The 26,055-nt window shown below is 39.0% G+C and carries 20 protein-coding genes and 2 pseudogenes; 21 read left to right on the top strand and 1 reads right to left on the bottom strand.

What is annotated here, in order from left to right; all coding sequences use genetic code 11:
- Positions 1-14: 14 nt before the first annotated feature.
- The 14 genes from S4054249_RS20725 (at position 15) to S4054249_RS20675 (ending at position 17,250) form a co-directional block, all read left to right on the top strand.
- Positions 15-431 (top strand): F0F1 ATP synthase subunit epsilon, encoded by a 417-nt coding sequence (locus S4054249_RS20725; protein ID WP_039611158.1) that lies wholly within the window; start codon positions 15-17, stop codon positions 429-431.
- A 366-nt stretch (positions 432-797) separates the two neighbouring features.
- A complete protein-coding gene (locus S4054249_RS20720) occupies positions 798-2,978 on the top strand; it encodes a winged helix-turn-helix domain-containing protein (RefSeq protein WP_046357197.1) in 2,181 nt (726 codons plus the stop codon).
- A gap of 488 nt (positions 2,979-3,466) precedes the next feature.
- Positions 3,467-3,631 (top strand): hypothetical protein, encoded by a 165-nt coding sequence (locus S4054249_RS26700; protein ID WP_155401398.1) that lies wholly within the window; start codon positions 3,467-3,469, stop codon positions 3,629-3,631.
- A gap of 25 nt (positions 3,632-3,656) precedes the next feature.
- Entirely contained in the window at positions 3,657-3,815 is a 159-nt protein-coding gene (locus S4054249_RS26695) for a hypothetical protein (protein WP_155401397.1), read from the top strand.
- Positions 3,816-3,840: 25 nt separating this feature from the next.
- Positions 3,841-3,999 carry a hypothetical protein gene (locus S4054249_RS26690; RefSeq protein ID WP_155401396.1) on the top strand — a complete coding sequence of 53 codons (159 nt, stop codon included), beginning with the start codon at positions 3,841-3,843 and terminating at the stop codon, positions 3,997-3,999.
- Between the two features lie 1,056 nt (positions 4,000-5,055).
- The gene (locus S4054249_RS20715; RefSeq protein WP_046357196.1) at positions 5,056-5,607 is read left to right on the top strand and encodes a hypothetical protein; all 552 of its coding nucleotides are present in this window, start codon (positions 5,056-5,058) and stop codon (positions 5,605-5,607) included.
- A 128-nt stretch (positions 5,608-5,735) separates the two neighbouring features.
- Positions 5,736-6,173, top strand: coding sequence for a hypothetical protein (locus S4054249_RS27330; RefSeq protein ID WP_081333493.1), 438 nt, complete (start codon positions 5,736-5,738; stop codon positions 6,171-6,173).
- A gap of 542 nt (positions 6,174-6,715) precedes the next feature.
- Positions 6,716-7,399, top strand: coding sequence for a helix-turn-helix transcriptional regulator (locus S4054249_RS20705; RefSeq protein WP_052960841.1), 684 nt, complete (start codon positions 6,716-6,718; stop codon positions 7,397-7,399).
- A gap of 370 nt (positions 7,400-7,769) precedes the next feature.
- Positions 7,770-9,911 carry a winged helix-turn-helix domain-containing protein gene (locus tag S4054249_RS20700; protein ID WP_145925060.1) on the top strand — a complete coding sequence of 714 codons (2,142 nt, stop codon included), beginning with the start codon at positions 7,770-7,772 and terminating at the stop codon, positions 9,909-9,911.
- Positions 9,912-10,302: 391 nt separating this feature from the next.
- Positions 10,303-10,452, top strand: a complete 150-nt coding sequence (locus S4054249_RS26685) for a hypothetical protein (protein ID WP_155401340.1) — start codon at positions 10,303-10,305, stop codon at positions 10,450-10,452.
- Between the two features lie 1,183 nt (positions 10,453-11,635).
- Positions 11,636-11,980, top strand: coding sequence for a hypothetical protein (locus S4054249_RS20695; protein ID WP_046354346.1), 345 nt, complete (start codon positions 11,636-11,638; stop codon positions 11,978-11,980).
- A gap of 2 nt (positions 11,981-11,982) precedes the next feature.
- Positions 11,983-13,227 (top strand): HlyD family secretion protein, encoded by a 1,245-nt coding sequence (locus S4054249_RS20690; protein WP_046354347.1) that lies wholly within the window; start codon positions 11,983-11,985, stop codon positions 13,225-13,227.
- Positions 13,227-15,437, top strand: coding sequence for a peptidase domain-containing ABC transporter (locus S4054249_RS20685; RefSeq protein WP_046354348.1), 2,211 nt, complete (start codon positions 13,227-13,229; stop codon positions 15,435-15,437). The genes S4054249_RS20690 and S4054249_RS20685 overlap by 1 nt, the downstream gene beginning before the upstream one ends.
- A 727-nt stretch (positions 15,438-16,164) precedes the next feature.
- Positions 16,165-17,250: an ISAs1 family transposase gene (locus S4054249_RS20675; protein WP_046354972.1), complete on the top strand. Its 1,086-nt coding sequence runs from the start codon at positions 16,165-16,167 to the stop codon at positions 17,248-17,250.
- 87 nt (positions 17,251-17,337) lie between these two features.
- Here S4054249_RS20675 and S4054249_RS20670 read toward each other — a convergent pair.
- Positions 17,338-18,243: pseudogene (locus tag S4054249_RS20670) on the bottom strand (IS5 family transposase).
- 351 nt (positions 18,244-18,594) lie between these two features.
- On the opposite strand from S4054249_RS20670, the gene S4054249_RS26680 reads away from it, so the two are divergent.
- From S4054249_RS26680 to S4054249_RS20640, 7 genes and pseudogenes are all read left to right on the top strand, one after another.
- Positions 18,595-18,732: a hypothetical protein gene (locus S4054249_RS26680; RefSeq protein ID WP_155401349.1), complete on the top strand. Its 138-nt coding sequence runs from the start codon at positions 18,595-18,597 to the stop codon at positions 18,730-18,732.
- A gap of 337 nt (positions 18,733-19,069) precedes the next feature.
- Positions 19,070-19,992, top strand: a pseudogene (locus tag S4054249_RS20665) (IS30 family transposase).
- Between the two features lie 236 nt (positions 19,993-20,228).
- Positions 20,229-21,314 (top strand): ISAs1 family transposase, encoded by a 1,086-nt coding sequence (locus S4054249_RS20660; RefSeq protein ID WP_046354972.1) that lies wholly within the window; start codon positions 20,229-20,231, stop codon positions 21,312-21,314.
- Between the two features lie 417 nt (positions 21,315-21,731).
- On the top strand, positions 21,732-21,953 hold the full coding sequence (locus S4054249_RS20655; protein ID WP_046354849.1) for a hypothetical protein: 222 nt from the start codon (positions 21,732-21,734) through the stop codon (positions 21,951-21,953).
- Positions 21,954-22,077: 124 nt separating this feature from the next.
- Positions 22,078-22,326, top strand: coding sequence for a hypothetical protein (locus S4054249_RS20650; RefSeq protein WP_046354850.1), 249 nt, complete (start codon positions 22,078-22,080; stop codon positions 22,324-22,326).
- Positions 22,327-23,300: 974 nt separating this feature from the next.
- Complete coding sequence (gene glmU / locus S4054249_RS20645; protein ID WP_046354851.1) at positions 23,301-24,662, top strand: bifunctional UDP-N-acetylglucosamine diphosphorylase/glucosamine-1-phosphate N-acetyltransferase GlmU; 1,362 nt, start codon at positions 23,301-23,303, stop codon at positions 24,660-24,662.
- A 135-nt stretch (positions 24,663-24,797) separates the two neighbouring features.
- The gene (locus tag S4054249_RS20640; RefSeq protein ID WP_046354852.1) at positions 24,798-26,042 is read left to right on the top strand and encodes an HlyD family efflux transporter periplasmic adaptor subunit; all 1,245 of its coding nucleotides are present in this window, start codon (positions 24,798-24,800) and stop codon (positions 26,040-26,042) included.
- The last annotated feature ends 13 nt before the right edge of the window (positions 26,043-26,055 follow it).

Genomic DNA, 26,055 nt, shown 5'->3' with positions numbered 1-26,055 from the left:
TTTAGGAGGTTGTTATGGCAATGACAGTACACCTTGATGTAGTAAGTGCAGAGCAGAATTTATTCTCTGGTGCTGTGGCTACAATTCAAGTGACAGGTAGTGAAGGTGAACTTGGTATTCACCCTGGCCACGCGCCACTCCTGACTGGCCTAAAGCCTGGTATGGTACGTTTGGTTAAAGAAGATGGTGCTGAAGAGTTCATCTACGTTGCAGGCGGTACGCTTGAAGTTCAACCTAAGACAGTAACTGTTCTAGCGGACGTTGCTATTCGTGGTGAAGAACTTGACGAGCAGGCTGCTGAAGAAGCTAAACGTGAAGCTGAAGCACAGCTTGCTTCAGGTACTGCAAGCGAGCTGGATTACCAGCGTGCCGCTATGCAGCTTGAAGAAGCACTTGCCCAGCTACGACTACTTCGCCAGCTGCGTAAATAAGCAGCCACCTATCTGGTTTGAAACCCACATGCTGACAAGCATGTGGGTTTTTTTTATGTCTGTAAATTACAAATTAACGTTTGGTTACTTTTTTGTACGTGGTTTTGGGCGTGTTATTACTGTTTTTTTCCCGCTCTTCTTGTTATGTTATTAGTATAGATAAGCCCTTGATTAACGCTCGACTAACACGTGTTTGGTTAAGTCGTAATTATGTGTGATTACTCGTCATTACGCATACTGCACGTCTACAAACTGGTTTGCATCAATGCGAGTGAAGCGTTACAACGGTTAACATATTTACTTGAGTAAAAAATTGCTTAAAGTAGAATAGTCATTCTTTGGGACCCTGTTCGTGTAATATTCGTCATGAATGAAGTGAGATTTTCTAGGCAAGTAAAGGAAGTTAAATTTGGCGCATGGGTACTTGATCCTAAACGCCAGAGCATTTGCGACGGTGAAATAACACGAGAGTTAGAGCCGTTATTATTTCGCTTATTGTGCTATCTAATTATTAATAATGAGCAAATTATCACGCGACAAGATTTGGTTGATGATGTTTGGAACCAGAACTATGTAGACGATAATGCGATTAACCGTGCCATGTCTGAGCTGAGGAAAATTCTGAAATCGGACAAGCAGCGTGGTATTGTGATTAAAACCCATTATCGAAAGGGATATAGTTTTTTTCTTGAACCCGACATAATTTATCATGCTAACGAGGATCCTCGCTCGCCATCAGAACCAAATCCAGATAAAAATGTTAAGCCATCGGTTCAGCCAGAAAATAATCAACCCAGTGTCAGTCAAGCAACCCCTAATAGCAAATATCGGTTCAAATGGTTTTTGGCAGGGGCGTTTGTGCTCAGTACTTCTCTACTGGGTGGTTTAAGCTTTAAGCATTATTATGTATCTGATCTAGAAAGTGATATATCTAATATAGTAGCGCAAGAACAGTCGATTAAAGAAAGTGTTTTATCTTGGGTACAAGGCCGTTATACGCTGCTTAACTTATCCCCCAATGACGCGATGGTTGCCTACTCATTCATACAAGAGGGGGCCAAACATTACTCTTTGGTCGTCAAAAACTTACAAAGCGGTCATGAACGTAGGCTGGGTGAGCCGGGTGTGAACTACTATCCTGTTGGATGGTCTGCTGACTCAAGTACAATTTATTATAGTATTAATGATGGTAATAAGTGCCAAGTGTGGGAATTGAGTGCTGACTTTAATTCAGGCAATCAGTTCCTTTTTGAGTGTAAAGGCAATAGTAGTTTGACGGGCGGCGGCGTAAATCAAAACCGCTTGGTTTATGCTAAACAAGGTTATCGAAGTCGTGATGAATTATCAGCACTTACCAATCGTGATCTGACAACCGGTGATGAGTTTCAAATTACTTCGCCAAACTTAAACTCTTATGGAGACCGGTTTTTAGCCTATATTCCAGAGAAAGAAATCATTCTGTTTGAGCGACGTCAGTATAATACCAATGAGTTATATATGACAGATCCAGACGGGGGAGATCAGATCAAATTATATGAATCCCGTTCTCGTATTTGGGCGCTCAACTATGATGATGAGTCAGACTCTGTCACTTGGTTTGATAATAGTAAGAACGTCCTTTATCGCTTTTCGCTACTTGAAAATAGGTTGATTAATTTACAAAAACTGAAGACTGAGCAGTCATATGCTGAATATGAAACACTTAGCTCGGGTGAATTATTGATGACCAGTTACCCGTTTAATTTGGATGTGTATACATTAGATTTAAACAGTAATGAATTTCAGCCGCTTATACAAAGCAACCGAGAAGATAGAAATGCCATTAAAGTGCCTAATGGGTTTTTATTTTTAACAAGGTTGAGCACTTTACAGAGACTTAACTGGATGACCAGTGATGGTAAAGTGCAGCCATTAGGCTTACCCGATTCAGATTTCAAGTCTATTAGGTACAACTCTAAAGACGATGAACTGCTTGTACATTACACCAACAAAATAGAAATCTACAAACTGAGTGATCTCACATTGAAATATGCTCGCTCAATTAGCGGTACAATCGTTTCAGTCGAGTATTTAAATGATGATGAAATAAGTTATACGGTTGTCGATGAAACAAAAATTAGCAGCAAAGCGTATGTCCTTTCAAGCTCAGATAAAAAGGTAAGAGAGTTACCCACCCAAAGTATATTGTGGTTAGATAGACTCAGTGACGACAAGTTAGTCACTCTATCATCCAATGATACTTTATCTGTGTTTGATTTAAAGACAGGTGATGTTACGTACCAATTAGATCTTCCTCCTGCTAAATATCGACACTCTGTCGCTGTATCGAATGGGTATATTTATCATTCAGATGGAGAAAGTATTTATAAAATAGACTTATCATCAACGGGAGACTTTGAATCTATTTATACAGTCAATGAATCTCAATTTTTTATTGATGATATTCGAAGGTCAGATTCTGAACATTTGATATTGGATGTCATTGAGGTGGTTGAGAATCAGCTGTTGAAAGTATCATTAGTTGATGAACCCGCTGAAAAGCAGTAATCGTTAATCTTTATTGCTCCTTAAACTACTTTCGCCCCCTTTATGGGGGCTTCACCTAGTCACTCAGACCAATTCATTACTTATTTCAATCCCTTTATCGCCAACATATTTTCATCGCTTTAAACTTCATCGTTGTTAAAGAGCAACAAAGTCGAATTTGCTCGTCATATCCCTATGCATTGACTAGTACTAGAGCATTACGCTTGCATTTACTCTCCACTGTTGATTATGGAATTTGAAGTTATTGACCAAAGAATCCATGCTTCTTTTATATCTCATACACTGTTTGAAATATTACGATTCCGAAGAATTCAGCTTTTATTTTTTATATCTATATAAAACAATAGGTTAAATCTATTTTTGTGGAGGTTATATAAGATTTGATAACTACCATAACTCCATGGGCTTGTTTATCGTAGAAACATCAACGGCACATACTTGATGTGCTGAAAAATGTATAAACCATGAAAGACCATAGGAGCTTAACCATGTTAATAACTTTAAAAACAAAAAAGCTTAAGCAGTTATCAAACTCTGTAGTTTTAGATTCATCACGCACAAAACAAATAGGTGGTGCTCACTATTATAGTGAAGCGCAAAAGATCACAAATACGATTACAGGTACGAGACCTCCTGGTACTTCAGGTGATTAAGAGCTGACTAAGGGAGCTGATAAGTATGATTACTTTAAAAACAAAAAAATTAAAACAACTATCAAATTCAGAAGTATTAAGCCAGCTACAGACAAAGCAAATTGGAGGCGCACAATCCAATTTAGCACTACCTAGTACTAATACGATTATCGGTACTAGACCTCCAGGCACTTCAGGTGGTTAAGGTTTGACTAAGGGAGCTGATAAATATGATGACTTTAAAAACAAAAAAACTAAAACAATTGTCAAATTTAGAAGTGTTAAGCCAGCTACATACAAAGCAAATTGGCGGTGCACAATACAATCTAGCACCACTTGGTACTAATACGATTAGAGGTACTAGACCTCCAGGCACTACTGATGGTTAAGGGTTGACTAAGAGAGCTGATAAATATGCTGACTTTAAAAACAAAAAAATTAAAACAATTGTCAAATTCAGAAGTATTAGACCGACTACAAACAAAGCAAATTGGCGGAGCGCAATTTAATATGCCGCTCCCTAGTACAAATACGATTGTTGGTACAAGGCCTTCAGACAATACTAATGGTTGAACGTTTAGCCATCATTCCAATAACGAAGAGAGTAAATAGATATGCTGGTATTAAAAGCAAAAAAATTAAAGCAACTGTCGAACTCAGAAGTATTGAATTCGCTGCAAACAAAGCAAATTGGTGGAGCATACTGCAAGATGGACTTTCCTAGTACAAATACGCTTACTAGTTCGAGACCTTTATACAGTGGCGGTGGCTAAGGGTTTAATACAGCGTGTAAAACGGGAAGAGAAAATAGTCGCGTCGTCATTTAAAGCAAAATTGACTATCGCATTATAAGATATTGAATTTATTTAAAACCAGTTGAAGAAGCCCTCTCGATTTATGAATGCGGTTATTGGTTGGAGGCTTTAGCTAGACACAACTGACTGCTAGGTATAGCAAAAACCATAATAATTAAAGGTGCAGACAGAAATGATGATATTAAAAACAAAAAAATTAAAGCAACTGTCGAGCTCAGATGTATTGAATCCTCTGCAAACAAAACAAGTAGGCGGAGGAACAAATACGGTAACTGGGAACAGCGACAGGGTCAAATAGCGGTACGAGACGCTAAGGTGAATGTGTCTTGGAAATAAATCATGCTCTGAAGGAAAGGATTTGTTTAGCTTAATTCAAATAGTATTCACGTGGTACAGAGCTTTTTCAAAACACTTAACGAACTAGATTGTCAGTAACGCAGGTTGGGCTGAGTATGGATTGGCTGAAGGTGGAGGGTATTTGAATGAGGCTGTTGCTTTTTGGCATGATTGTTCAATTAGAGTAAGAGACCTCGGGGAAGATGAAATTAAGTATAAATTTAAGGCAGTATTTTTTTAGAAATGAATTTAACTTAAGTTGTTAAATTATAGGAAATATTTTTACGGAACGATATGAATAGCTTATTTACTTTGTCATTGTTACTAACAACCATTCAAACTCCTTTGGTTGGCCAATTATTTTTGCAGGAACCTGCCGTCGAATATTATTTTACTCGGGAGTCTGGGACCGTCACAGCCGTTAAGGATTTTGAGATAGGTAACCTAGTAAAAAAAGGAGATGCATTACTGAACATTGAGCCTGCTGCCAATGATGCCTCTGATAAAGTGATCATGGCTAATACCAATGGATATATCGAGTATATCAATGAGAGAGTGAATACAAAGTCACCGGTTGTTGCTGGGGATCTATTGCTTAAACTCTCTTCGAATTATGTATTGGGTAATTACTATTTAGATAAAAGTTATGAATTAAGTGGCTTGCCTAGATACCTTTGGCTATGCCTAAAGACCAAGCCGATTAAATTTAAAGTAGATAGCGTGTTGAAGGATAGACTATTAATCTCTATTGAGCTTGGTCAAATTCTTTATAGTGAGCTTGTGAAGTTACCTGAGCTTAATCAAATGCAATTATTTACCGAAAAAAATATATGTGTCTCGAAGTAAGTCTTACATCGCAGTAAATCAGAGAGGCCACTTATCATCACTGTTCGTGTTGTGATATTCAGTTGGCTTCGTGTTCCTTTTGTTATTGACCCCACTTTTTATGCATACGCCCATGTAAAAGTGTTTGGATGTTTAAGGCACATAACTCACTCAACTCACTCAACTCACATAACTCACATAACTCACTTAGTTCACTTAACTCACATAACTTACATAACTCACTCAACTCACTCAACTCACTCAACTCACTCAACTCACTCAACTCACTCAACTCACTCAACTCACTCAACTCACTCAACTCACTCAACTCACTCAACTCACTCAACTCACTCAACTCACTCAACTCACATAACTCACTCAACTCACATAACTCACTCAAACCACTCAAACCACTCAAACCACTCAAACCACTCAAACCACTCAAACCACTCAAACCACTCAAACCACTCAAACCACTCAAACCACTCAAACCACTCAAACCACTCAAACCACTCAAACCACTCAAACCACTCAAAGCTACTAGGGGCTGGTTAAGTTTACATATTAGTCGTCAGTTTGAACTTTAATTTGGCCAACCAACACCTATCTGAAAACGAATCTTAAAAGAGAATAATCGCGCGACCTCAAGTTATGACTGCACACGGGGTATTTTGATTCTTACTTTCTAATCAAGCGCGAAGCTGTTTTCATCTTGATTTCAAAAGAAAGGTGCGTCTAATGGGGCTATGTTCGCGCTGTAATGAAAGTATCGAATAACGAATTTGAGTATATCTAAGAGGGTGTGTCTTACCACATTATGATAAGTGCATTTTTGAGCTAATAGAGTTTAAATAAGCCGATTGTTAGATTTGGTATTTTATATACAGTAATGGTTAAAAAATGACACAAATACAGCGCGGGTGATTTGGGGAAAAACACATTCTATAAATATATGATAGCTTATTATCAAACAATACATAGTTAATTTTAAAGCGAATAAATAGGGTCAAGCTGTTGTTATTTATGCTTTTATGTTTTGTTTTGTGGTTTTGACTAAAGTGGCTGTCAAAGATAAATTAGGACTCATAATTACAAAGTGGCATCCGATGCCTTGAATGTGAGGGAAAAAATGAAGCCTACCGATCAAGATAGCTACAATCCGTTTAGTGATGGTGAATCCATCAGAAAATCAATAGATTTATTTGATACTGTTAAGCAACCTGAGCAACTAAAGGATGCGCTAAAAAAAATCGCTCAAAATGCCGGATACGAATGTTTGTCATTTGTCGATTATGGGCCTACACCAAATAAGGCTCAGCAAAATCAGGTTTATGGTCAGTATAGTGATGAATTGTCACATCACTTTGATTGTGAAAAAGTAATGTCGCATGCAAAATCAGGCATTAGAGTTTGCGCACTGGCTAAATTGACAGGTGTGACAAACTTGAATGCCCATTTATATGTCTTACCACTTCGTGGCATTAAAGGCATTGTGGGAGCATTGGTTTTCAGTATGCCAAGCGTTAAGTCCGCGCATGTAAGTGCGGAGCTGATCGACTGGAATTGGACGATATTGTCGCCGTATTTATTGAGCGCAGCTTTGAGATGTAGAAAGGAAAAGCTCAGTATTACAAAAAGAGAGCGAGATTGTATGTTTTGGGTTTCAGAAGGCAAAACATCGTGGGAGATAAGTCAAATTTTGGGGATCAGTGAACGAACCGTTAATTTTCATCTGACTAACTGTATTACTAAAACACAAAGTTCGAATCGACAGCAAGCAATTGCAAGGTGCATCAGGAATAACCTGATTTAATGAGAGGCCATTTGAATTTGCAAGCTTATGAAAAATATGAAGGGTGATACTAATCAGCTGAATTGTTGCCCTTGATATTTTCTAAAACTCATATTGTTCTGCGTTTTATCACGACAAGATTAATATTACTTTAAATCATATTTTATTGTATTTTTTATTTTATAAGTTTATTTAAATTTATTATTTCATCTCGTATCTCTTTTTATGACTAATTCTTAAAAAATCCTAATAAATCAGTGGTGTAGATTGTTTTTCACTTATAGCTCTCGGAGTTGATAGAGTGGTTATTGATTAACTTCGAATAAAGCAGAGAATTTACTTATAACTAAATTAGTTGTCTTGGTATTTTTATTAGATAAAATATATATAAGTGGAACTTATCACTAACGAAATGAAAGAAGTTAGCTTTTCAAGAACGGTTAAAGAAGTACGATTTGGTGCTTGGGTATTAGACCCTAAGCTACAGACAATCTATGATGGTGAAGTTAAAAGAGAACTTGAGCCACTTCTTTTCAAAATACTCTGTTATTTGATCATTAATAATCAGCAAATTATCACGAGGCATGACCTCATTGAGGATGTCTGGTGTCAAAATTATGTAGATGATAATGCGATTAACAGAGCTATGTCTGAATTACGAAAAGTATTGAAGTCAAATCAGCAAAGAGGTTTGGTGGTCAAAACGCATTATAGAAAAGGCTACAGCTTTTTTCTTTCTGCCGAGGTTATTTATTTTGATAATCAAACTGAGGTTATAAATACGCTTACCCCCTCTAAAGAAGAGCCAGATAATACGCAATCATTCTCGACATCTAATCGCATTAAATTACCTTTGATTGGCAGTGTGTGCCTGGCGGCCCTAGTATCTATATTCTTGATTTATAAGCCGGTATTACCAACAGAGCCAGACACAGAGGCAGTGTCATCTTTTGAATCAAATTACGAAGAGCATGTTTTATCTTGGGTGGATGGAGAGTACGCAAATGTGTTTTCTTCCCCAGATGCAAAAAAAGTCGCGTTTTCATTCACGCCAAATGGGTTGAGCAATAGTAATCTAGTAATAAAAGACTTAGATTCGGGTATAGAAAGAAAGCTTGCTGTAAGTGAAAAGTCAATCTCTCCTATTGGTTGGGATGAGGACTCTTCAAGATTATTCTATCGGGTAGATGGCGCTGATGAGGTCTGTGAAATATGGTCAGCCGATGCCGATCTTGAATCTGGAGGGGACAAATTGTTCGACTGCAAAGATCGGATTTATCGTGGCTCTGGAGTGGGTGAGGGGCACTTTATTTATTCGAAATATAATTACAGGCAACGTGATCAACTTTCAGTCGTTACTTATCGAACGTTAGATACAGGGAATGAATTTCAATTAACATCTCCAAACTTAAACTCATATGGAGATCGGTTTCTACTATACGAGCCATCTATTAGGCGCGTTTTTTTTGAACGGCGCCAGCATGACATCAAAGAACTATATATGACTGACTTAGATGGCAGTGACAAAACCAAAATCTTTTCGGCTAGTAGCTCATTCTGGGAGCTAAAATATGTGAAAAGTACGAACTCTCTTGTTTGGTTCGATAATAGAACAAACCTTATTTACACGTATTCGATAGACGGAAATAAGCTATCGAGTATAGCTCAGTTGCCGTTAGACACTGTGACGTATTTGGGGCATTCATTTATTTCAGAGTCAAAGATGGTAGCCACAACCTTTCCACATGAGCAAAGCATTTATACCGTGTCTTTGGATGATAAAAGTTTGACTCCTCTGATCAATGAAAAGTACATAGATATTAAGGCCGTTAGAGCTGGTGATGATGTGTATTTCTTTCGTGTGCAAGGTGAAGAAGTGGTCGTGATGTATGCTGAAAAATCTCAAGGTGGTTATCGGTATTCAGAATTAGCTGGTGGAATTAATCAAGATATCTTATATGACTACAACAATAAGTTGCTGATTTTAAAAGCTGATAGATCAATCAAAGTATTTAATGAAGCAAATGAGCTCATTGACGAAATCATTGAGCAAGGCGTCATTTCGGACGTGAATGTACTGAAAAATGGGGATATAGGGTATATCGTGGTAGGTGAAGGGGGAGTAGGAAGCCACTCTTATGTTTACTCTGTGCGTTCACGGAAAAAGTCACTATTACCAATAAAAAATAATGTTTGGTTTGATACAGGTGATGGTAATCGTTTGTTTTACCTGACGTCAGATGACAGGCTTAAGCTCATTGATATTGAAACAAGAGAAGAGTATCTAGATATAGACTTTCCAAGTCGGGTGTCAAAGCACTTGATTGTGAAATCTGAAGCGCATATTTATTATGCGAATGGCAATATCATTTACCGCCTAGTTGATGGAGAGTGGACCGTTTTCATGCAGCTAGAAGGTGGGATCAAAGTCATTAATATGTCTTATTCACCACAGCATAAGCAGCTTGTGTTAGGTACCTTGAAGCGTAAAAATAACCAACTTGTTTTGCTGGATATAAACGCTGAACCGTAAAGCACCAGTTTATAATTTATCTGTGCACAAAGGGGTTACACGCCTTTGTGCAGGCTTCTTTCTCTTGGCGTGATATCACTCTTTATGTTTGCTTTTCACACTGATATAGAGCGTGACCTCACGTTGCTTAAAAACTAACAGTCAGTACTCTCTCACAGTTGTCTGAAAATAAACCAATACAATCGAATTTATTTATTTTCTTTTCATAAGGTATATTTAAAAGCATAATAAACAGATGGTTACATTGTTTCTGGTGCCGTTGTACATAGTATTTTTTTCTTTCCAGTTAGTGCGTTCAAACGGTATGGTATGTATGTCGATGCGAGATAAATGAATAAGTGATATGCGCGTTTATTAAGTATCAATAAGAACTTCACAGAGGGAAAAAGAAATGAAACTAAACAAAAAAACACTCAAGAAATTATCTTTTGAACTAAAGAACAAAGATCTATTAAAAGCAGTTGCCGGAGGGGAGCTCCAAATACAGTCAATAACCATCATGGAAACGAAAACGACTGCTGGTGGCTCATGTGGTTATTGATCGTTAAGTGTATTGGTCATGTGTAGATATCTGAAGTCGGCAAAATATGAGAGCCATAGAGTTTAGGTAACCAATGTGGCTTCAGATACCTCTTGATTGGGTTTATATAACCTAGGGGCGATTGATTGTTGATATGTGATGTAATTGCCCCTTCGCGCTAGCTAGCGTTGTTATTTATATGATCACATGCGTTGATTAGAATTGAGCTAGAGAATCGCCTCGCTCAATGTGCAGGGATGTATAACATGGCTAGGTGCATCCCCTTTTCAATCCGAATACCCTTAGACATATGGTTTACCTAGGCTTGATATAAATACGCGACATGCCTTGCTATGGAAATTAGCAATGACACCTTTCATTATCTTCAAAGCATCACCATATGTGGCTCAATCTGGGTTTCTGATACCGACAGTCCGTCAGATACACTCAATTTCATCAATTGCCATGTTATAAAAAGCTGGTCGTCTACAGAGCACTGAGTCGAGGATAAAATAAGAAGTTGCCCAAAGCATGGCGGTGCTTTGGGCTTACATGTGCGAGAATTGCAGATGTAATAAGGACCTTTAAGATACCTCAATAATTTACATTCAACAAGTCTACCTGTGCTTGAATGTCACTTTTACCTTAAATGCCTCGAGTTATTTCAATACAGTTTTAAATTCAATAAGAGACCTGTTCAGGAAGCAACCAGAGTAGTGTATTACTGTATGAATGGGGAGAATCTATTGACGTACATCGAGTGACATCTGAACCTCTGGCTGTATTTGCTTATTTATCTTTTCCACATAGCTAATGTGCGCTCTATTTTGATCAGCAAGGTGCTTAAGGTGCTTTTCAGGGCCGGTCAAGAATCGTTTTTATTGCATTTTACCCAGTAATAATTGTGTTTTTTGAAGCGGACAACAGGCTATTTATCAACCTTTTTACTCGTATTGATTATATCGGTATGAAGAATATACGTTATTTTTACGTACCCACCTCAACACCCCTTTATTTTAAGTAATAGAAAGCAATTTAGAGCCTATATAAACCTTATTTCGTCATCTTTTTTTGTTTTATATTGTTGATTTTTATACTTATTGTGTTCTTTGGTCAAGTTTGATCTCGTTTTTTCTTCGTCGCACTATGAGTTGGAAAGGAAATACATTTAAAAACAACGACGAGTTATACAAAAGAGGTTTATATGACTATCAATGATTATTTCACTAATTATTATTCACTGATCAGTAGTGGTGATTTAAATGATATCGAAGAGATTTATTCATCTCAGTCCCAGTTTAAAGGGGCGGTAAAACAGCAGTTTGAGATGATGCGACAAAAGTGCCAAATTAACATCCAATTAGATAATGCGAACGTACTGGCCAAAACTGATGAGCTGCTTATTGTACAAGATAAAATTACATTAAATGCCGATATGGATGGCCAGCAAATTGTGAAGGAAAATAGGAACCTACATACGCTTGTAAAAGAAGCGGATGAGTGGAAAATCCACTGTAGCGTCGTCCTACCTAAAGAGCAGGCTGCGTAAATATGGCTGGCCTATTTCGAACAGAAGCGATTGCACATCAAGGACAAAAGTTGGATGGTGATGTGACAATTGCTACCCATTTTTCATTCAATTGGATTTTGGTGTTGATCATGAGCATTGTCGTAATTGGCCTTATTTACCTTTTTGTTGGTGAGTACCATCGAAAAGAGGTTGTTACAGGCTATTTACGACCAACAGCAGGTGTCAGCAAGGTATATCCAGTGAGTGGAGGGATCGTAGATCAGGTATTTGTTGATGAAGGAGAAATCATAAAAAAAGGCGACTTACTCGTTCGTATTAGAATGGATCGATTGCTTGCATCTGGTGTGGACGTCAACGATACGATTTTAAATGAGTTAAACGCACAAAAGCGACTCCTTGAAGAAAATCTTGCAAACCAAAAAATGTTGGCTGAAGTCAATATCGAAAAACTAGACGCTCAGATCACCAGTACGGCAGGCCAAGTTCGACAAGCTAAAAATCAACAAGTATTGCTTGAAGAACGTATCGCCTTAAATCAAAGTCGCTTATCGAGCACTGAAGCACTTGTAAATAAGGGGGTCGCAACTAAAGTTGATTTGCAGCAGGTAACGGAATCATTATTAGCCGTTCAGCAGCAGGCTGAAGATATCCACAGTCGTTTATTAAGCCAGCAAGACCAACTTAGTCAGCTTAAATTCCAGCGTCAGCAAATGCCTATTTCATTACGTGAAACTCAAGTGAAGTTAAGGTCGCAACTGGCTGGGATTAATCAAAAAATCTCTCAAGCATCTTCTCAGCGTAGTTATGATGTTCGGAGTCTGCGCGATGGCAAGGTGAGTGGTTTACTGATTAAAGAAGGGATGATGGCACAAGTAAATATGCCATTGATGAGTATATTGCCAGAAAACGCCACATTGGAAGCTGTGTTATTTGTCCCCACACGTGCTTATGGTTTTATTGAACCAAAACAACAAACTCGAATTCGTTATCAAGCATTCCCTTATCAAAGGTTTGGCTTATATTCGGGACAAATTGAAAGCGTATCAAAAACGATAGTATTACCGAATGAAACGATTTTACCCATCTCGATAAAAGAGCCTATTTATCAGGTCATTGTAAATTTAGAGTCGCAAAATGCCAACGCTTATGGTGCCGAGGTACCGCTTCAAGCTGGCATGTTGCTAGAAGCAGACATCATGGTGGATAGTCGCTCTTTGTTTGAGTGGTTATTTGAACCAATTTATAGCATCAAAGGAGCAATGTAATGGAAAACCCGATGCATTTGCTGAGATTTAGTGGCAAAAAAAGGCTGCCCGTTATTTTGCAAACAGAAGCTGCAGAGTGTGGGTTAGCGAGTTTGGCGATGGTGGCTGCATATCATGGCTATAAAACAGACCTAACCACACTTCGTCAAAGTCACGATATCTCTTTAAAAGGCGCGAAGCTGGAAGAGCTCATGCAAATTGCAGACAAGCTCAATTTGAGTACTCGGGCTTTGCGACTTGAGCTTGAACATCTACCTAAACTGAAGACTCCTTGCATATTGCATTGGGATATGAACCATTTTGTTGTGTTGAAAGCGGTCAATAGAGACAGTGTGGTTATTCATGATCCTGCGCTTGGAGAACGTAAATACACCAAAGGTGAGCTATCTAAACACTTTACTGGTGTGGCTTTGGAGCTGTCGCCAACAGAAGAGTTTAAATCGGAAGATACCCGAGTTAATTTAAAGCTATCTGATTTTTGGCGTAAAGTAACAGGCCTCAAGTCCACTTTGGGTAAAGTATTCTTACTCTCTTTATTGCTGCAAGCGTTTGCTATCACTAGTCCATATTATATGCAGCTGGTTGTCGATGAAGTCATCTTGAGTTACGACCATAATCTACTCACTATCCTGGCGGTCGGCTTTGGCTTACTTATGCTCATTGAAATGGTAACCGGTGCTGTAAGAAGTATATTGTTGCTGCATTTTGGTAACCTCATGAGTGTGCAGCTTGGTGCCAATTTATTTCATCATTTAATTAGACTGCCATTGCAGTATTTTGAAAAACGGCATATTGGGGACGTTGTATCTCGATTTGGTTCACTTCAGCAGGTCAAGGAGTTGCTAACCAAAGGCGTTATCGAGGCGCTGATTGACGGCATTATGGCCATTGCTACTTTGGTTATGATTTTTATTTATAGCCCGCAGCTTAGTTTTATCGTTATTACGGCAGCAGCGATATACGCCATAGTTCGTATAGCGATGTACAAGCCTTTGCGCAGAATGTCGGAAGAGGTCATTGTCACGCAAGCAAAAGAGCAATCCAATTTCATGGAAACTGTTCGCGGTATTCAGACCATTAAATTGTTTGGGCGGGAAGTACAAAGGCAAAGTACTTGGCACAACAAATACGCGGATAACCTCAATGCAGGGATCAAAGTAGGTCACCTTAATATCGGCTACGAAGCCATTAATAGAGTCATTTTTGGTTTAGAAAATGTGTTGGTAATTTACTTTGCAGCACTGTTGGTGATGGAAGGTAACCTGTCAGTCGGAATGCTTTTCGCGTTTATGGCATATAAGCGCCAGTTCGTAGAAAAGATGGCCAGCCTAATAGAAAAGGTGATTGAATTTAAAATGCTGAGCTTACATTTCAATCGACTTGCTGACATCTCCTTGACGAATAAAGAAAGTGATATTCAAAGTAAAACGACGGCAAAAGAGCTAAGCGGGCGGATCGAAGTGAAAGACTTAAAGTTTCGCTATAGCAAAAAAGAAGCACCCGTATTTAGTGCGCTCGATCTCTCTATTCAAGCTGGTGAGTCAGTCGCAATTGTAGGTGCATCTGGCAGCGGAAAAACCACGTTAGCCAAGGTGATGTTAGGCTTATTTGAACCTGAAGCTGGCAAAGTAGAAGTGGATGGAGTGGATATTCGCCAACTTGGATTGTCTCAATATCGCAGCCAAATTGCTGCAGTGATGCAAGATGATCAACTGCTCTCGGGCTCGATTGCTGACAATATTTCCTTCTTTGATCCAGATCTTGATATGAAAAAGGTTGAATGGGCCGCACAGGTTGCTGCAATTGATACGGACATTGTCTCTATGAATATGGGATACAACACATTGGTGGGGGATATGGGCGCTGCGCTTTCTGGTGGTCAAATTCAGAGATTACTCCTTGCGCGAGCCTTATACCGTAAACCTAAAATTTTATTTATGGACGAAGCGACCAGTAACTTAGATACAAGGTTAGAAGCCTCAGTAAACAATGCAGTCAAAGATCTTGATATTACAAGAATAATTATTGCTCATCGACCTGAGACTATTGCAAGTGCTGATCGGGTACTTGCGCTGAGGTATGGAAAAGTGGTGGAAGAGGAAGTTCCAAATATCGAAGATCGGTTATCGAAGAAGCCGGCGTTTGATAAGACCATTAAGGATAGTGAGTATTCAGACACCAGCGCGAGTGGTGACTTTGTATTAACTTAAAACTACACCATGAATTTGTGCTTAGCGCTTTGCCTAAGGCGCTAAGCACATAATAGGGTAAAGGAAATTACATACGATATTAACGTGGGATATTAACGTGTGATATTAACGTGGGATATTAATGTGGGTTATTAACGTGGGATATTAATTTGGGTTATTAATGTGGGATATTAATTTGGGTTATTAATGTGGGTTATTAATGTGGGTTGTTAATGTGATAAATAAAAATTCGGCGTTAGTGGTTGATGTTATTTTTTACTTTATTTTGTTTTTTATTTTATTTTTTTTGTTTTTTTGTGTTGATAATGTTTTTTTGTTTGGTAGATTGGGTTTCAAGGTTTTATTTGTTATTTTAATTATTATTATTAAGTGTTGTTTATTTGGTTTGAGGTTTTGCTTCCTCTTGGCGGAGAGAGAATACTTCAAGGTTTAAATTGTTATATTCTTCGGTGGTGAAGTTTAAATAAAATTGTAATAAGGGTGCGAGAAGGTAATCTTCAAATTTATCTTCGTATACAGCTTAACGGGCTTTTATAGTGTGACTTACTCTTGGCGGAGAGAGTGCATTATTACTGTATTTTAAAGTAAGTTCATACTCTTTTTTTTGTGGTTGGGTCAGGGCAAGATCATGAACTTTACCTTGACATAAATTTATGATCTTATACTGCTTTTCAGATTAAGCAGCTCAATTATGTCAGCCAATACGTTGTTCTAATACTTTTCTTCCATTGATGATCCACGCCAGCAAGGCAAAGTGCAACATCCACTTTTCGATATTCTGTTTCTAACAATCAGTGCCGTAATCGCAGGTTGCCAAGGTTGGGAAGAAATTGAAGATTTTGCCCATGACAAGCTATCTTGGTTACGTAAATTTATCGCACTATCGAACGGTGTGCCTCGCCACGACACGATTGCACGGGTTATAAGCCGTATCGATATGACTCAGTTTCAAGCCAGTTTCTCTCAATGGATGCAAAGCTGTAGTGAGCTAACAGACGGCAGTGTGGTTGCCATTGATCGAAAAAGGCTAAAAGGTTCTTTTAAACAACCAGATAGAAAAGATGCTATCCACATTGTCAGTGCGTTTGCCTGTGAAAATGGCGTGACGTTAGGTCAATGTAAGACCGACTCGAAATCAAATGAAATCACCGCCATCCCAGAGTTGCTCCAGTTATTAGAGCTAAAAGGTTGCTTAATGACGATTGATGCAATGGGTTGCCAAAAGGAGATTGCTCAGCAAATCATAGACAAAGAAGCGGATTATTTGCTTGCACTCAAAGCTAATCAGGGCAGCTTATTTGAACAAGTGAAGCAGCGCTTACAACCAGAAATATCACGCCAGATAGCCTCAAACAGCTTATTAAATGAGGTAGATTACCAACGAGGTCGTGAAGAATTCAGAGCGGCTGTAGTATGCCATGATATGGCTCAAATTCCCGCAAGTGCTAGCTGGCCCAATTTACAAAGTGTAGGCGTGATAGTGTCTTACCGTAAATCGGATAACCAACAGCAAGGTGAATTAACATATCGATATTACATCAGCTCAGCGAACTTGAGTGCGCAAAGACTAGCTGAAGCCACACGAGCACACTGGCGTATCGAGAACAGTCTTCATTGGTGTTTAGATGTTGCAATGAATGAAGATGACTGCCGTATACGCCGCGACGGTGCAGCAGAAGTGTTTGCTGGGGTAAGACACATTGCGTTGAATTTACTGAAGAAAGAAACATCCTTTAACAAAGGCGTGCGCGCAAAACAGCTAAAAGCAGCAAGAAACGAGAACTACCTAGAAAAGGTATTGAATTGCAAGTGATTTTTCATGCTCTTGCCCTGGTAAAACACATTATTATTTGGTTTGGCCTTGTTGATCAAATAGGCCTTTACTGACGGCCTTGTCATTTTACCTATATTCAGGCATACCTAGCCTGTTCATCGTGTTGATCACCTTGGCTTTAATCATTACTTCTGTGTGTTGGCTGTTGAAGGTGCGGCTTGTTAATTTGTCACCCGTAAGCTGTTTAAAACGATAAACGCCCGTTTCAGCCAGCGAACGCTCATGATAACCAGACTTTTCCTTCCAGTGTTTTAAACCAAATTGATGCATTAATATTATGGCGCTGTTTCTCGGATGACCTTTCTCCCAATATTGGGCATTTTCCCTTGGCGGGATCCGTGCCACGGCACCTTTAGCCGCAATTTCATCATAGCAATCACGCGTATCATAAGCTCCATCGCCTGTAACTCGGTCAACATTTCGCCGTAAAGACCGCAGTAAATCACCTAACACTTCACCATCCGATACATTCACCATTGATAGCTCTGCACTGACAATGTCATGACTGGCTGCATCTATCGCTAAATGCGACTTACGCCAAGTTCGACGCTTGCTGGCTCGGTGTTTTCGAGTATGCCATTCGCCATGACCATAAACTTTAAGCCAGTGCTATCGACAACAATATCAATAACCCCCTGCGTGGTTAGCTTGGTTCGGTATTGAACATCTAATGTCTTTCCTCGCTTGCACAAACAGCTGTAACCTGGGGAATGAATAGGTGCATCCATTAAATTGAGGAGTGAGTTAACGAACCCCTCAAGTGCTCGAAGTGGCAAATTAAAAACAGACCGAAGTGTCAGGCAGGTTTCAATTGCAAAGTCAGTCAGTATATTTATTTGAACGACCACGCCCACCATGTTTTTCTGCGGTTTGCCATTGTTGAATAGCGTCGTCGCTGAGCCAAATAGCAATATTGCCACGCTGTATCAACGCTCGGTTATAGGCAGACCAGTTTTTAATTTTTTTTGTCATGTTGGCTTAAGTTGCGTTATGTTTTTTGATCTGATCACGCAAAAGGTTAGAAGTTCAATTATTTAGGAAACAAGGCCATTTGGTTTATAAAGTTAGTGTTTTTACCGGTTTTATAGAAATAAAAGCTATTTTTTAGTTTTATTGATTTCCATAATATTATGAACATGTTATTTTGCTATAACTCTTATTAAGTTGTTGATTTAAATGCTTTTATTTTTTTATTTTAATTTGATTTTTAGTCATGTTCTTGGTTTTATAGATTGCAGAGGCGAGATGAACTCCCTCGATAACTAGTCATCTTCTTTGGCGGAAGTAATGACAATTAATATTTAATTTTAAATGTGAGAAATAATGATGAAAGAATTAAGCTATAATCAAGTTCAAGAAGTGGATGGCGGTGTTGTTTGGTTTGTTGCTGCTGTTGCAAGTTTTGATGTGATTCTTATTGGTGCAATGGTTAATCAATATAGCGATCATGCGTATCGTTAATTTTTATTATATTAGAAAGTGCCCTTTATAGGGCATTTTTGTTTTTATTTTATGGTGATTTTATGAAGGTTTTATATCGCATATTATTCTTGTTGTTATCATTTGGTGTGATTACATATGTAGGTATAGATTATAAGTTAAATAATAGTATTTTTCAGACTATATCTATAATTTGTATTATTGTTTTAAGTGCTTCAATAGGCTTTTATGTTGGTCGATATGAAAGAGGGGTCCTGATTTCAGACAATAAATGCGACACTCATAGAAAAGTGTAGAAGAGGAAGTTTGTAAAGAAAAGAGGTACGTTCTTCTTGCCAAAGAAACAAGCAATACTACTATGAGTTATCAGCAGCTGACCGAAGAAAGAAGATACCAGATTTCTACTCTTTTGGAGTTGGGAATTTCAATCTCTGAAATTGCCTAAAAAGTAAAATGCCATCGTGCAACGGTGTATCGTGAGTTAAAAAATCAAACCCATGGGGTTATTTTCCTCAGAATGCTCACATTCATTCTGTTAGTAGGCTAAAAGCAGCTCGCAAATATTGTCTTCCGGCTGAGCACATTGAATTTGTACGTTTGCTGCTTAGTTTCGACTGAAGTCCTGAACAAACTTCCTGTGTGCTTATAAGAGTAGGTGCAATAGCTATGAGTGGATTTATCGTTATACTGCTCTAGATAAACGACAAGGTGATACGCTTTATCGTCAAGTGAGATAAGGGCATTTGCGGTATCGAAAAGGTCTGAAAGATAAATCGCCAACGATAAAAGTGCGGCATCTATTGATAAACGCCCATTAATTGTGGATAGCTGAGAACGATTTGGTGATTGGCAAATCGACACTGTATTAGGTAAGCATGGTAAAGGCGCTATCGTGACTATTTTAGAGCGCAGAAGTTGGTTCTATTTAGCTAAGAAAGTGTCGTCAAAAGAAGTTGGTGCAGTAACCAAGGCGGCAATAGAAATGCTTATGCCATTTAAAGACTGTGAACACACAATCTCGGCAGGCAACAGTAGAGAATTCGCGGGCCGTGGGCAGATTGGTGCAGTATTTATGGTGGCATATATTTTGCCCACCTATATAGCTCTTGGGAACGAGGTACAAAAGAAAACACGAATGCTCTTCTGAAGCAATATTTGAAAAAAGGGTCAGATTTAAGACAGGTAACAGGTGAGTGTATTCAGTTTGCTCAATCAAGGCTAAATACTTGCCCAAGAAAATGTTTAAGGTTCAAGCAGCCGGTAGTTATTTTTAAAAATTAGCCATGGCCGCTTGATGTTACAGTATGCGCACTTCGAAGTTGAATTCGGGAATTAACCTTTTAAATCCGTCTAAATATTATACCAATCATAACATTTTTAGTGTCTTAAGGCTCTCAGTTATAAGACTGGGCAAGATCATGAACTTTACCTTGACATAAATTTATGATCTTATACTGCTTTTCAGATTAAGCAGCTCAATTATGTCAGCCAATACGTTGTTCTAATACTTTTCTTCCATTGATGATCCACGCCAGCAAGGCAAAGTGCAACATCCACTTTTCGATATTCTGTTTCTAACAATCAGTGCCGTAATCGCAGGTTGCCAAGGTTGGGAAGAAATTGAAGATTTTGCCCATGACAAGCTATCTTGGTTACGTAAATTTATCGCACTATCGAACGGTGTGCCTCGCCACGACACGATTGCACGGGTTATAAGCCGTATCGATATGACTCAGTTTCAAGCCAGTTTCTCTCAATGGATGCAAAGCTGTAGTGAGCTAACAGACGGCAGTGTGGTTGCCATTGATCGAAAAAGGCTAAAAGGTTCTTTTAAACAACCAGATAGAAAAGATGCTATCCACATTGTCAGTGCGTTTGCCTGTGAAAATGGCGTGACGTTAGGTCAATGTAAGACCGACTCGAAATCAAATGAAATCACCGCCATCCCAGAGTTGCTCCAGTTATTAGAGCTAAAAGGTTGCTTAATGACGATTGATGCAATGGGTTGCCAAAAGGAGATTGCTCAGCAAATCATAGACAAAGAAGCGGATTATTTGCTTGCACTCAAAGCTAATCAGGGCAGCTTATTTGAACAAGTGAAGCAGCGCTTACAACCAGAAATATCACGCCAGATAGCCTCAAACAGCTTATTAAATGAGGTAGATTACCAACGAGGTCGTGAAGAATTCAGAGCGGCTGTAGTATGCCATGATATGGCTCAAATTCCCGCAAGTGCTAGCTGGCCCAATTTACAAAGTGTAGGCGTGATAGTGTCTTACCGTAAATCGGATAACCAACAGCAAGGTGAATTAACATATCGATATTACATCAGCTCAGCGAACTTGAGTGCGCAAAGACTAGCTGAAGCCACACGAGCACACTGGCGTATCGAGAACAGTCTTCATTGGTGTTTAGATGTTGCAATGAATGAAGATGACTGCCGTATACGCCGCGACGGTGCAGCAGAAGTGTTTGCTGGGGTAAGACACATTGCGTTGAATTTACTGAAGAAAGAAACATCCTTTAACAAAGGCGTGCGCGCAAAACAGCTAAAAGCAGCAAGAAACGAGAACTACCTAGAAAAGGTATTGAATTGCAAGTGATTTTTCATGCTCTTGCCCTGGCTTAAAGTCTGTCTTTTTTTATTTTATATCTTCTCTGTTTTTTTCATATCAAAGCCATAAAAGAGAGTTACCTACGCCTCATTTTTATATCTATGCTGTTGTTTTGTATGCTTATTGTTGTTTTTTATTTGAGTTTGATTTTTAGCAGGTTAAACATCATGATGGGCTCATGTTAATTGCTTGGTTTATACAGGTTGTTAACTAAATAGATATATTTAACTTGTTTAAATTGTTTTTCTCATTGTGGTTTAAATTGGGTTGTTTGTTGCCAATTAATGATTGGTAAGAGTGGCGGAGTTATATAATTAATTAAACGTTATGTATATCCGTGTTTTGTGAAGAGCCGATAGAACATGGATGTTCTATTTTCAAATTTTATAACAATAAGAGTTTGCTATGAAACTAATGCTTAAGAAAAAAAGCATCAAAACACTCTCTAGTTCGACGGTGAGAGTGATGAATGATGTGAAGACCGTGGCCGTTGCTGGAGGGGGACAAACGAGTGAAAACATAGCGCCGATTTTTACATCTCCGCATAAGCATTGCCAGATAGACAGTCTAGAGTGCATCAAGCCAAGTGTGATGGCACAGCACTGTATCGTACCAACCTTAAAGTAAGCGCTGGCGGCTCCATGTTTTGGTGTGGCGTGGTATGTGAATGAGTAAGTGAACACGCTGAGAAGTGCTCACTCAAATACACAAAGTAATGAACGTTAAGTTCAATAAACAAAGCGAGAATAATATGAAATTAAATCTAAAGAAAAAAAATGTAAAGATGTTATCTAAAAATGCCAACGCCATTGGGCATGCGCAGACCGCAGCGATTGCGGGAGGGGCCTTTGCTTTGCCTGGTAAGGGTCACGCGAATACGGTGCCGGAAATATATTGCGTCGCGCCAAGTAGTGATGTGTGTAACCAGTATTTTTCACTGCCATGTCACCATGAAAGTGATGTCACACATTGCCGACCTTCAGCCTTAGCCTGTATCTAGTCTAGTAGTTAGCGCTTGTGGGCTGTTTGTAGAAAACAAATTTTGAATAGGTGTAATAAGGATCTAATTTTGTTTTTTATGGACCTGCTTTTGAGAGCATATTAGCGCAATCTAAGCCGTGTTGAATGTAATTTGTTACCAAGTATGGGGTTGAATACATTCTTATCTGTTAGGTTGGAAAAAATAGATATCGGTATTACACATGCTCAGAGGTGTATGCGTTGGCGGACAATACACCTCTGAATCGCGTTTAAAGCGTGTCACTATTTGCGTTGATGAATTAAATCAATAACCACGGATTTACGTGGCTGAAAGGGTATTTAAATTCCATTTTATTTTGAGTCAGTAAAGAAACACGGATGTTCTTTTTTATTACTAAAGAAGCGCTGCGCGCCTTTAGATATCAATAGGTAACGCCACTGAGTGTGAAATAGGCTCTGCTTCCTTGCAAAGCCTGTTAGGACACGCGGGTCTTTTGCCTACCAAAGCGCTGGCAGCAAATTAATAAGTGCGCAATGACTTGCCAAGCGACCGTATAAATTATGCTTTTAGTACGCTTATGAAGGCATGCTATATTTTTTAACAAAAACAGCAGATTGAATCTGTTTTGTTGAGGTGGCGTCATCATAGCTGGTTTATATTTCGAAAAAAGCCGTTAGATGTTACAGGTTTACAATGATAAAAATACAAAACTGTGGCAGAGAATATTGTATCGAAAGGTAACTACCTAATCGTATATTTGTGTCTCATTCGAGCGCAAACCACTGAGTGTCTTTACATCGTATTTAGTATGATTTGTGAGAGCTCAGATGACTTTATGACTATCAATTTGGATAAATCGAGTTAAAATATCGTCAATTATTTCTGCGCAATATTGCGAACTGCGATTGAGTTTGGTTGGGCACACGGAGTGACAACCTTAAAGTAAGTGATAGGGCGAAGAAATCGTAAGTTTAAAAAAGGATCCATCACTGATGTCATTAAATACAGTCATTCTTGCTGCGGGTAAAGGTACTCGTATGCGTTCTAAATTACCCAAAGTATTACACCCTATCGCTGGAAAACCTATGGTACAGCACGTGATAGATAACTCAAAAGCGTTAGGAGCTAAGTCGACCAATTTAGTCTATGGCCACGGTGGCGAGCAATTAAAAGCATGTTTGTCTCATAATGAGGTGAACTGGGTTTTGCAAGAAGAGCAGTTGGGCACTGGTCATGCAGTTGCCGTTGCAAAGCAACATATAGGTGATGATGATACTGTTTTGATTTTGTATGGCGACGTGCCTTTGACCAAACAATCCACATTGGAAAAATTGTTGGCTGTGACGCCAGCCAAAGGTCTCGCTGTACTGACGGTAACGCTTGATAATCCGACTGGTTACGGTCGTATGGTCCGAGAAAATGGAAAATTAGTTGGTATTGTAGAGCAAAAAGATGCATCAGCTGAGCAACTAAAAATTCAAGAGATCAATACAGGTATCATGGCTGCCAATGGTGAGCTTTTGAAAAAGTGGTTGGGTCAGCTTTCTAATAATAATGCACAAGGTGAATATTACTTAACGGATATTGTCGCCATGGCCCACCAAGAAGGGGTAGACATTACTTCTGCTCAGCCTGAAGATGAAATGGAAGTAGAAGGTGCCAATAATCGCGTCCAGCTGGCTGCATTAGAGCGTGCTTATCAGGAGCGCCAAGCTATTGATTTAATGCTTAACGGAGCAAGCCTCGCAGATCCTGCAAGAATTGACGTACGTGGTGCAGTGACAACAGGGCAAGATGTTGAAATTGATGTAAATGTTATTTTTGAAGGTAAAGTAATCATTGGCAATGATGTCCGTATTGGCCCTAATTGTGTTTTAAAAGATTGTACCATTGGTGATGGTGTGGTCATTAAATCAAATACCGTTATTGAAGAAGCTGAAGTAAAAGCACATTGTACATTGGGTCCTTTTGCACGACTTCGTCCAGGAGCCGTAATGGAGGAAAATGCGCATGTTGGTAACTTTGTTGAGATGAAAAAGTCACGACTTGGCTCGGGCTCAAAAGCAAACCACTTTACTTATCTTGGGGATACACAGGTAGGTGAAAAGGTGAATATTGGTGCTGGTACAATTACGTGTAACTACGATGGGGTTAATAAATCGCAAACTATTATTGGAGATGGTGCATTTATCGGATCTAACTCTTCGTTAGTAGCGCCTGTGCAAATTGGCGCTCAAGCAACGATAGCCGCAGGGTCGGTCATCACCAGCACAGTTCAAGATGAGCAACTGGCTGTAGCGAGAGGCAAGCAGCGTAATATTGCAGGTTGGCAGCGACCAGTGAAAAAGTCTTAATCATTAATCTAAAAAAGGGAAATTTATTTCCCTTTTTTGTACCTGATTCCTTTCTCGATGCTAAAGTGATACATTAACTTTGAGGTTAATTAAAATTTAACAATAAAAACAATTCATTCGGGTGTACAAGTTATTATGGAAAATCTCTTTCGCAAAGAAGTACTTGAGAATAAGCGACACCGATTAGAAGGAGCTGTAAGTTTAGTTCAGCCGCCAGTGTTTAAAACACTTACCTTTCTGATCTTATTTGTAGTGATCATCAGCCTCATTTACCTTACTTTAGGCAGTTATGCGCGAAAAGAACGTGTTACAGGTGTCTTAGAGCCCAATACCGGGGTTTTAAGTATGGTTGCTTCACAAGAAGGTGTCATTGCAGAAGTTTTAGTTGAAGAAGGGCAGCTTGTTGAAGCAAACCAGCCGATTTTACGTATTGCGTCAGCTAAACACAGCACACAAGCTCTTGAATTAAATCAGGCATTACTCAATCAATATTCATTTCAATTACAAAACCTTGAGCGTTTAATTGCACAGCAAGAGCAGCAAAATCAACTAGATCTAACTGAGTTACAACAACAAAAAGCAGCTGTACAAAAACGATTAATTGAATTGAATAATCAATCGGAAACGTTCACAAAGCGATTAACGCTGAATGAGCAAATGGTCACTCAGATCAGCACTTTGAAAGGCACTGGATATATTTCAGAATTAGAGCTGCAACGGCAAAAAGACACATTACTGTCTCTGCAACAGCAGTCTTCATCCATGCGCTCTGAAAAACTCAGTTTGCAATCGCAAATTGCCCAATATGATACTCAGCTAGAAAAACTGCCTTTACAGCACGCTGAACGAATCAATCAGCTGAATTCGCAACGCGCCGATATGGAAATTCAATTGTCTTCGGTAGAGCAGCAGCGGCTAGGTGAACTAAGAGCGCCAAAGGCCGGTGTGGTGACAGGGTTACTGGCCAAAGTCGGTAAAAATGTGGTGACTGGAGAGCGATTATTAAGTGTGATCCCAGAAAACAGTCAAATGCAGGCTGTTATATACGTTCCAACATCGGCATTTGGTTTTATTGAATCTGGGCAAGAAACCAAATTGCGCTATCACGCTTTTCCATATGAAAAGTTTGGTATTTATGGTGGTGAAATAAAGCAGATCAGCAGTTCTTTGATCCTACCAGAAGAGACCATTATTCCCGGCATGATCACTGAGCCAGCTTATCGCGTCATTGTGTCTTTGTCTAAACAGCACATTCAGGCGTATGGTAAATCGACGCCGCTGCGTGCCGGCATGATGTTAGATGCAGATATCATTATCGAGGAGCGATCATTACTGCGTTGGTTGTTTGATCCAGTATTTAGTATTAAAGGACAGCTATAGCTGCAATAACGAT

Source organism: Pseudoalteromonas luteoviolacea (genome assembly GCF_001750165.1).
Classification (GTDB): Bacteria; Pseudomonadota; Gammaproteobacteria; order Enterobacterales; family Alteromonadaceae; genus Pseudoalteromonas; species Pseudoalteromonas luteoviolacea_G.
The sequence above is the reverse complement of the archived record's forward strand: the minus strand, read 5'-3'. Positions and strand labels throughout refer to the sequence as shown.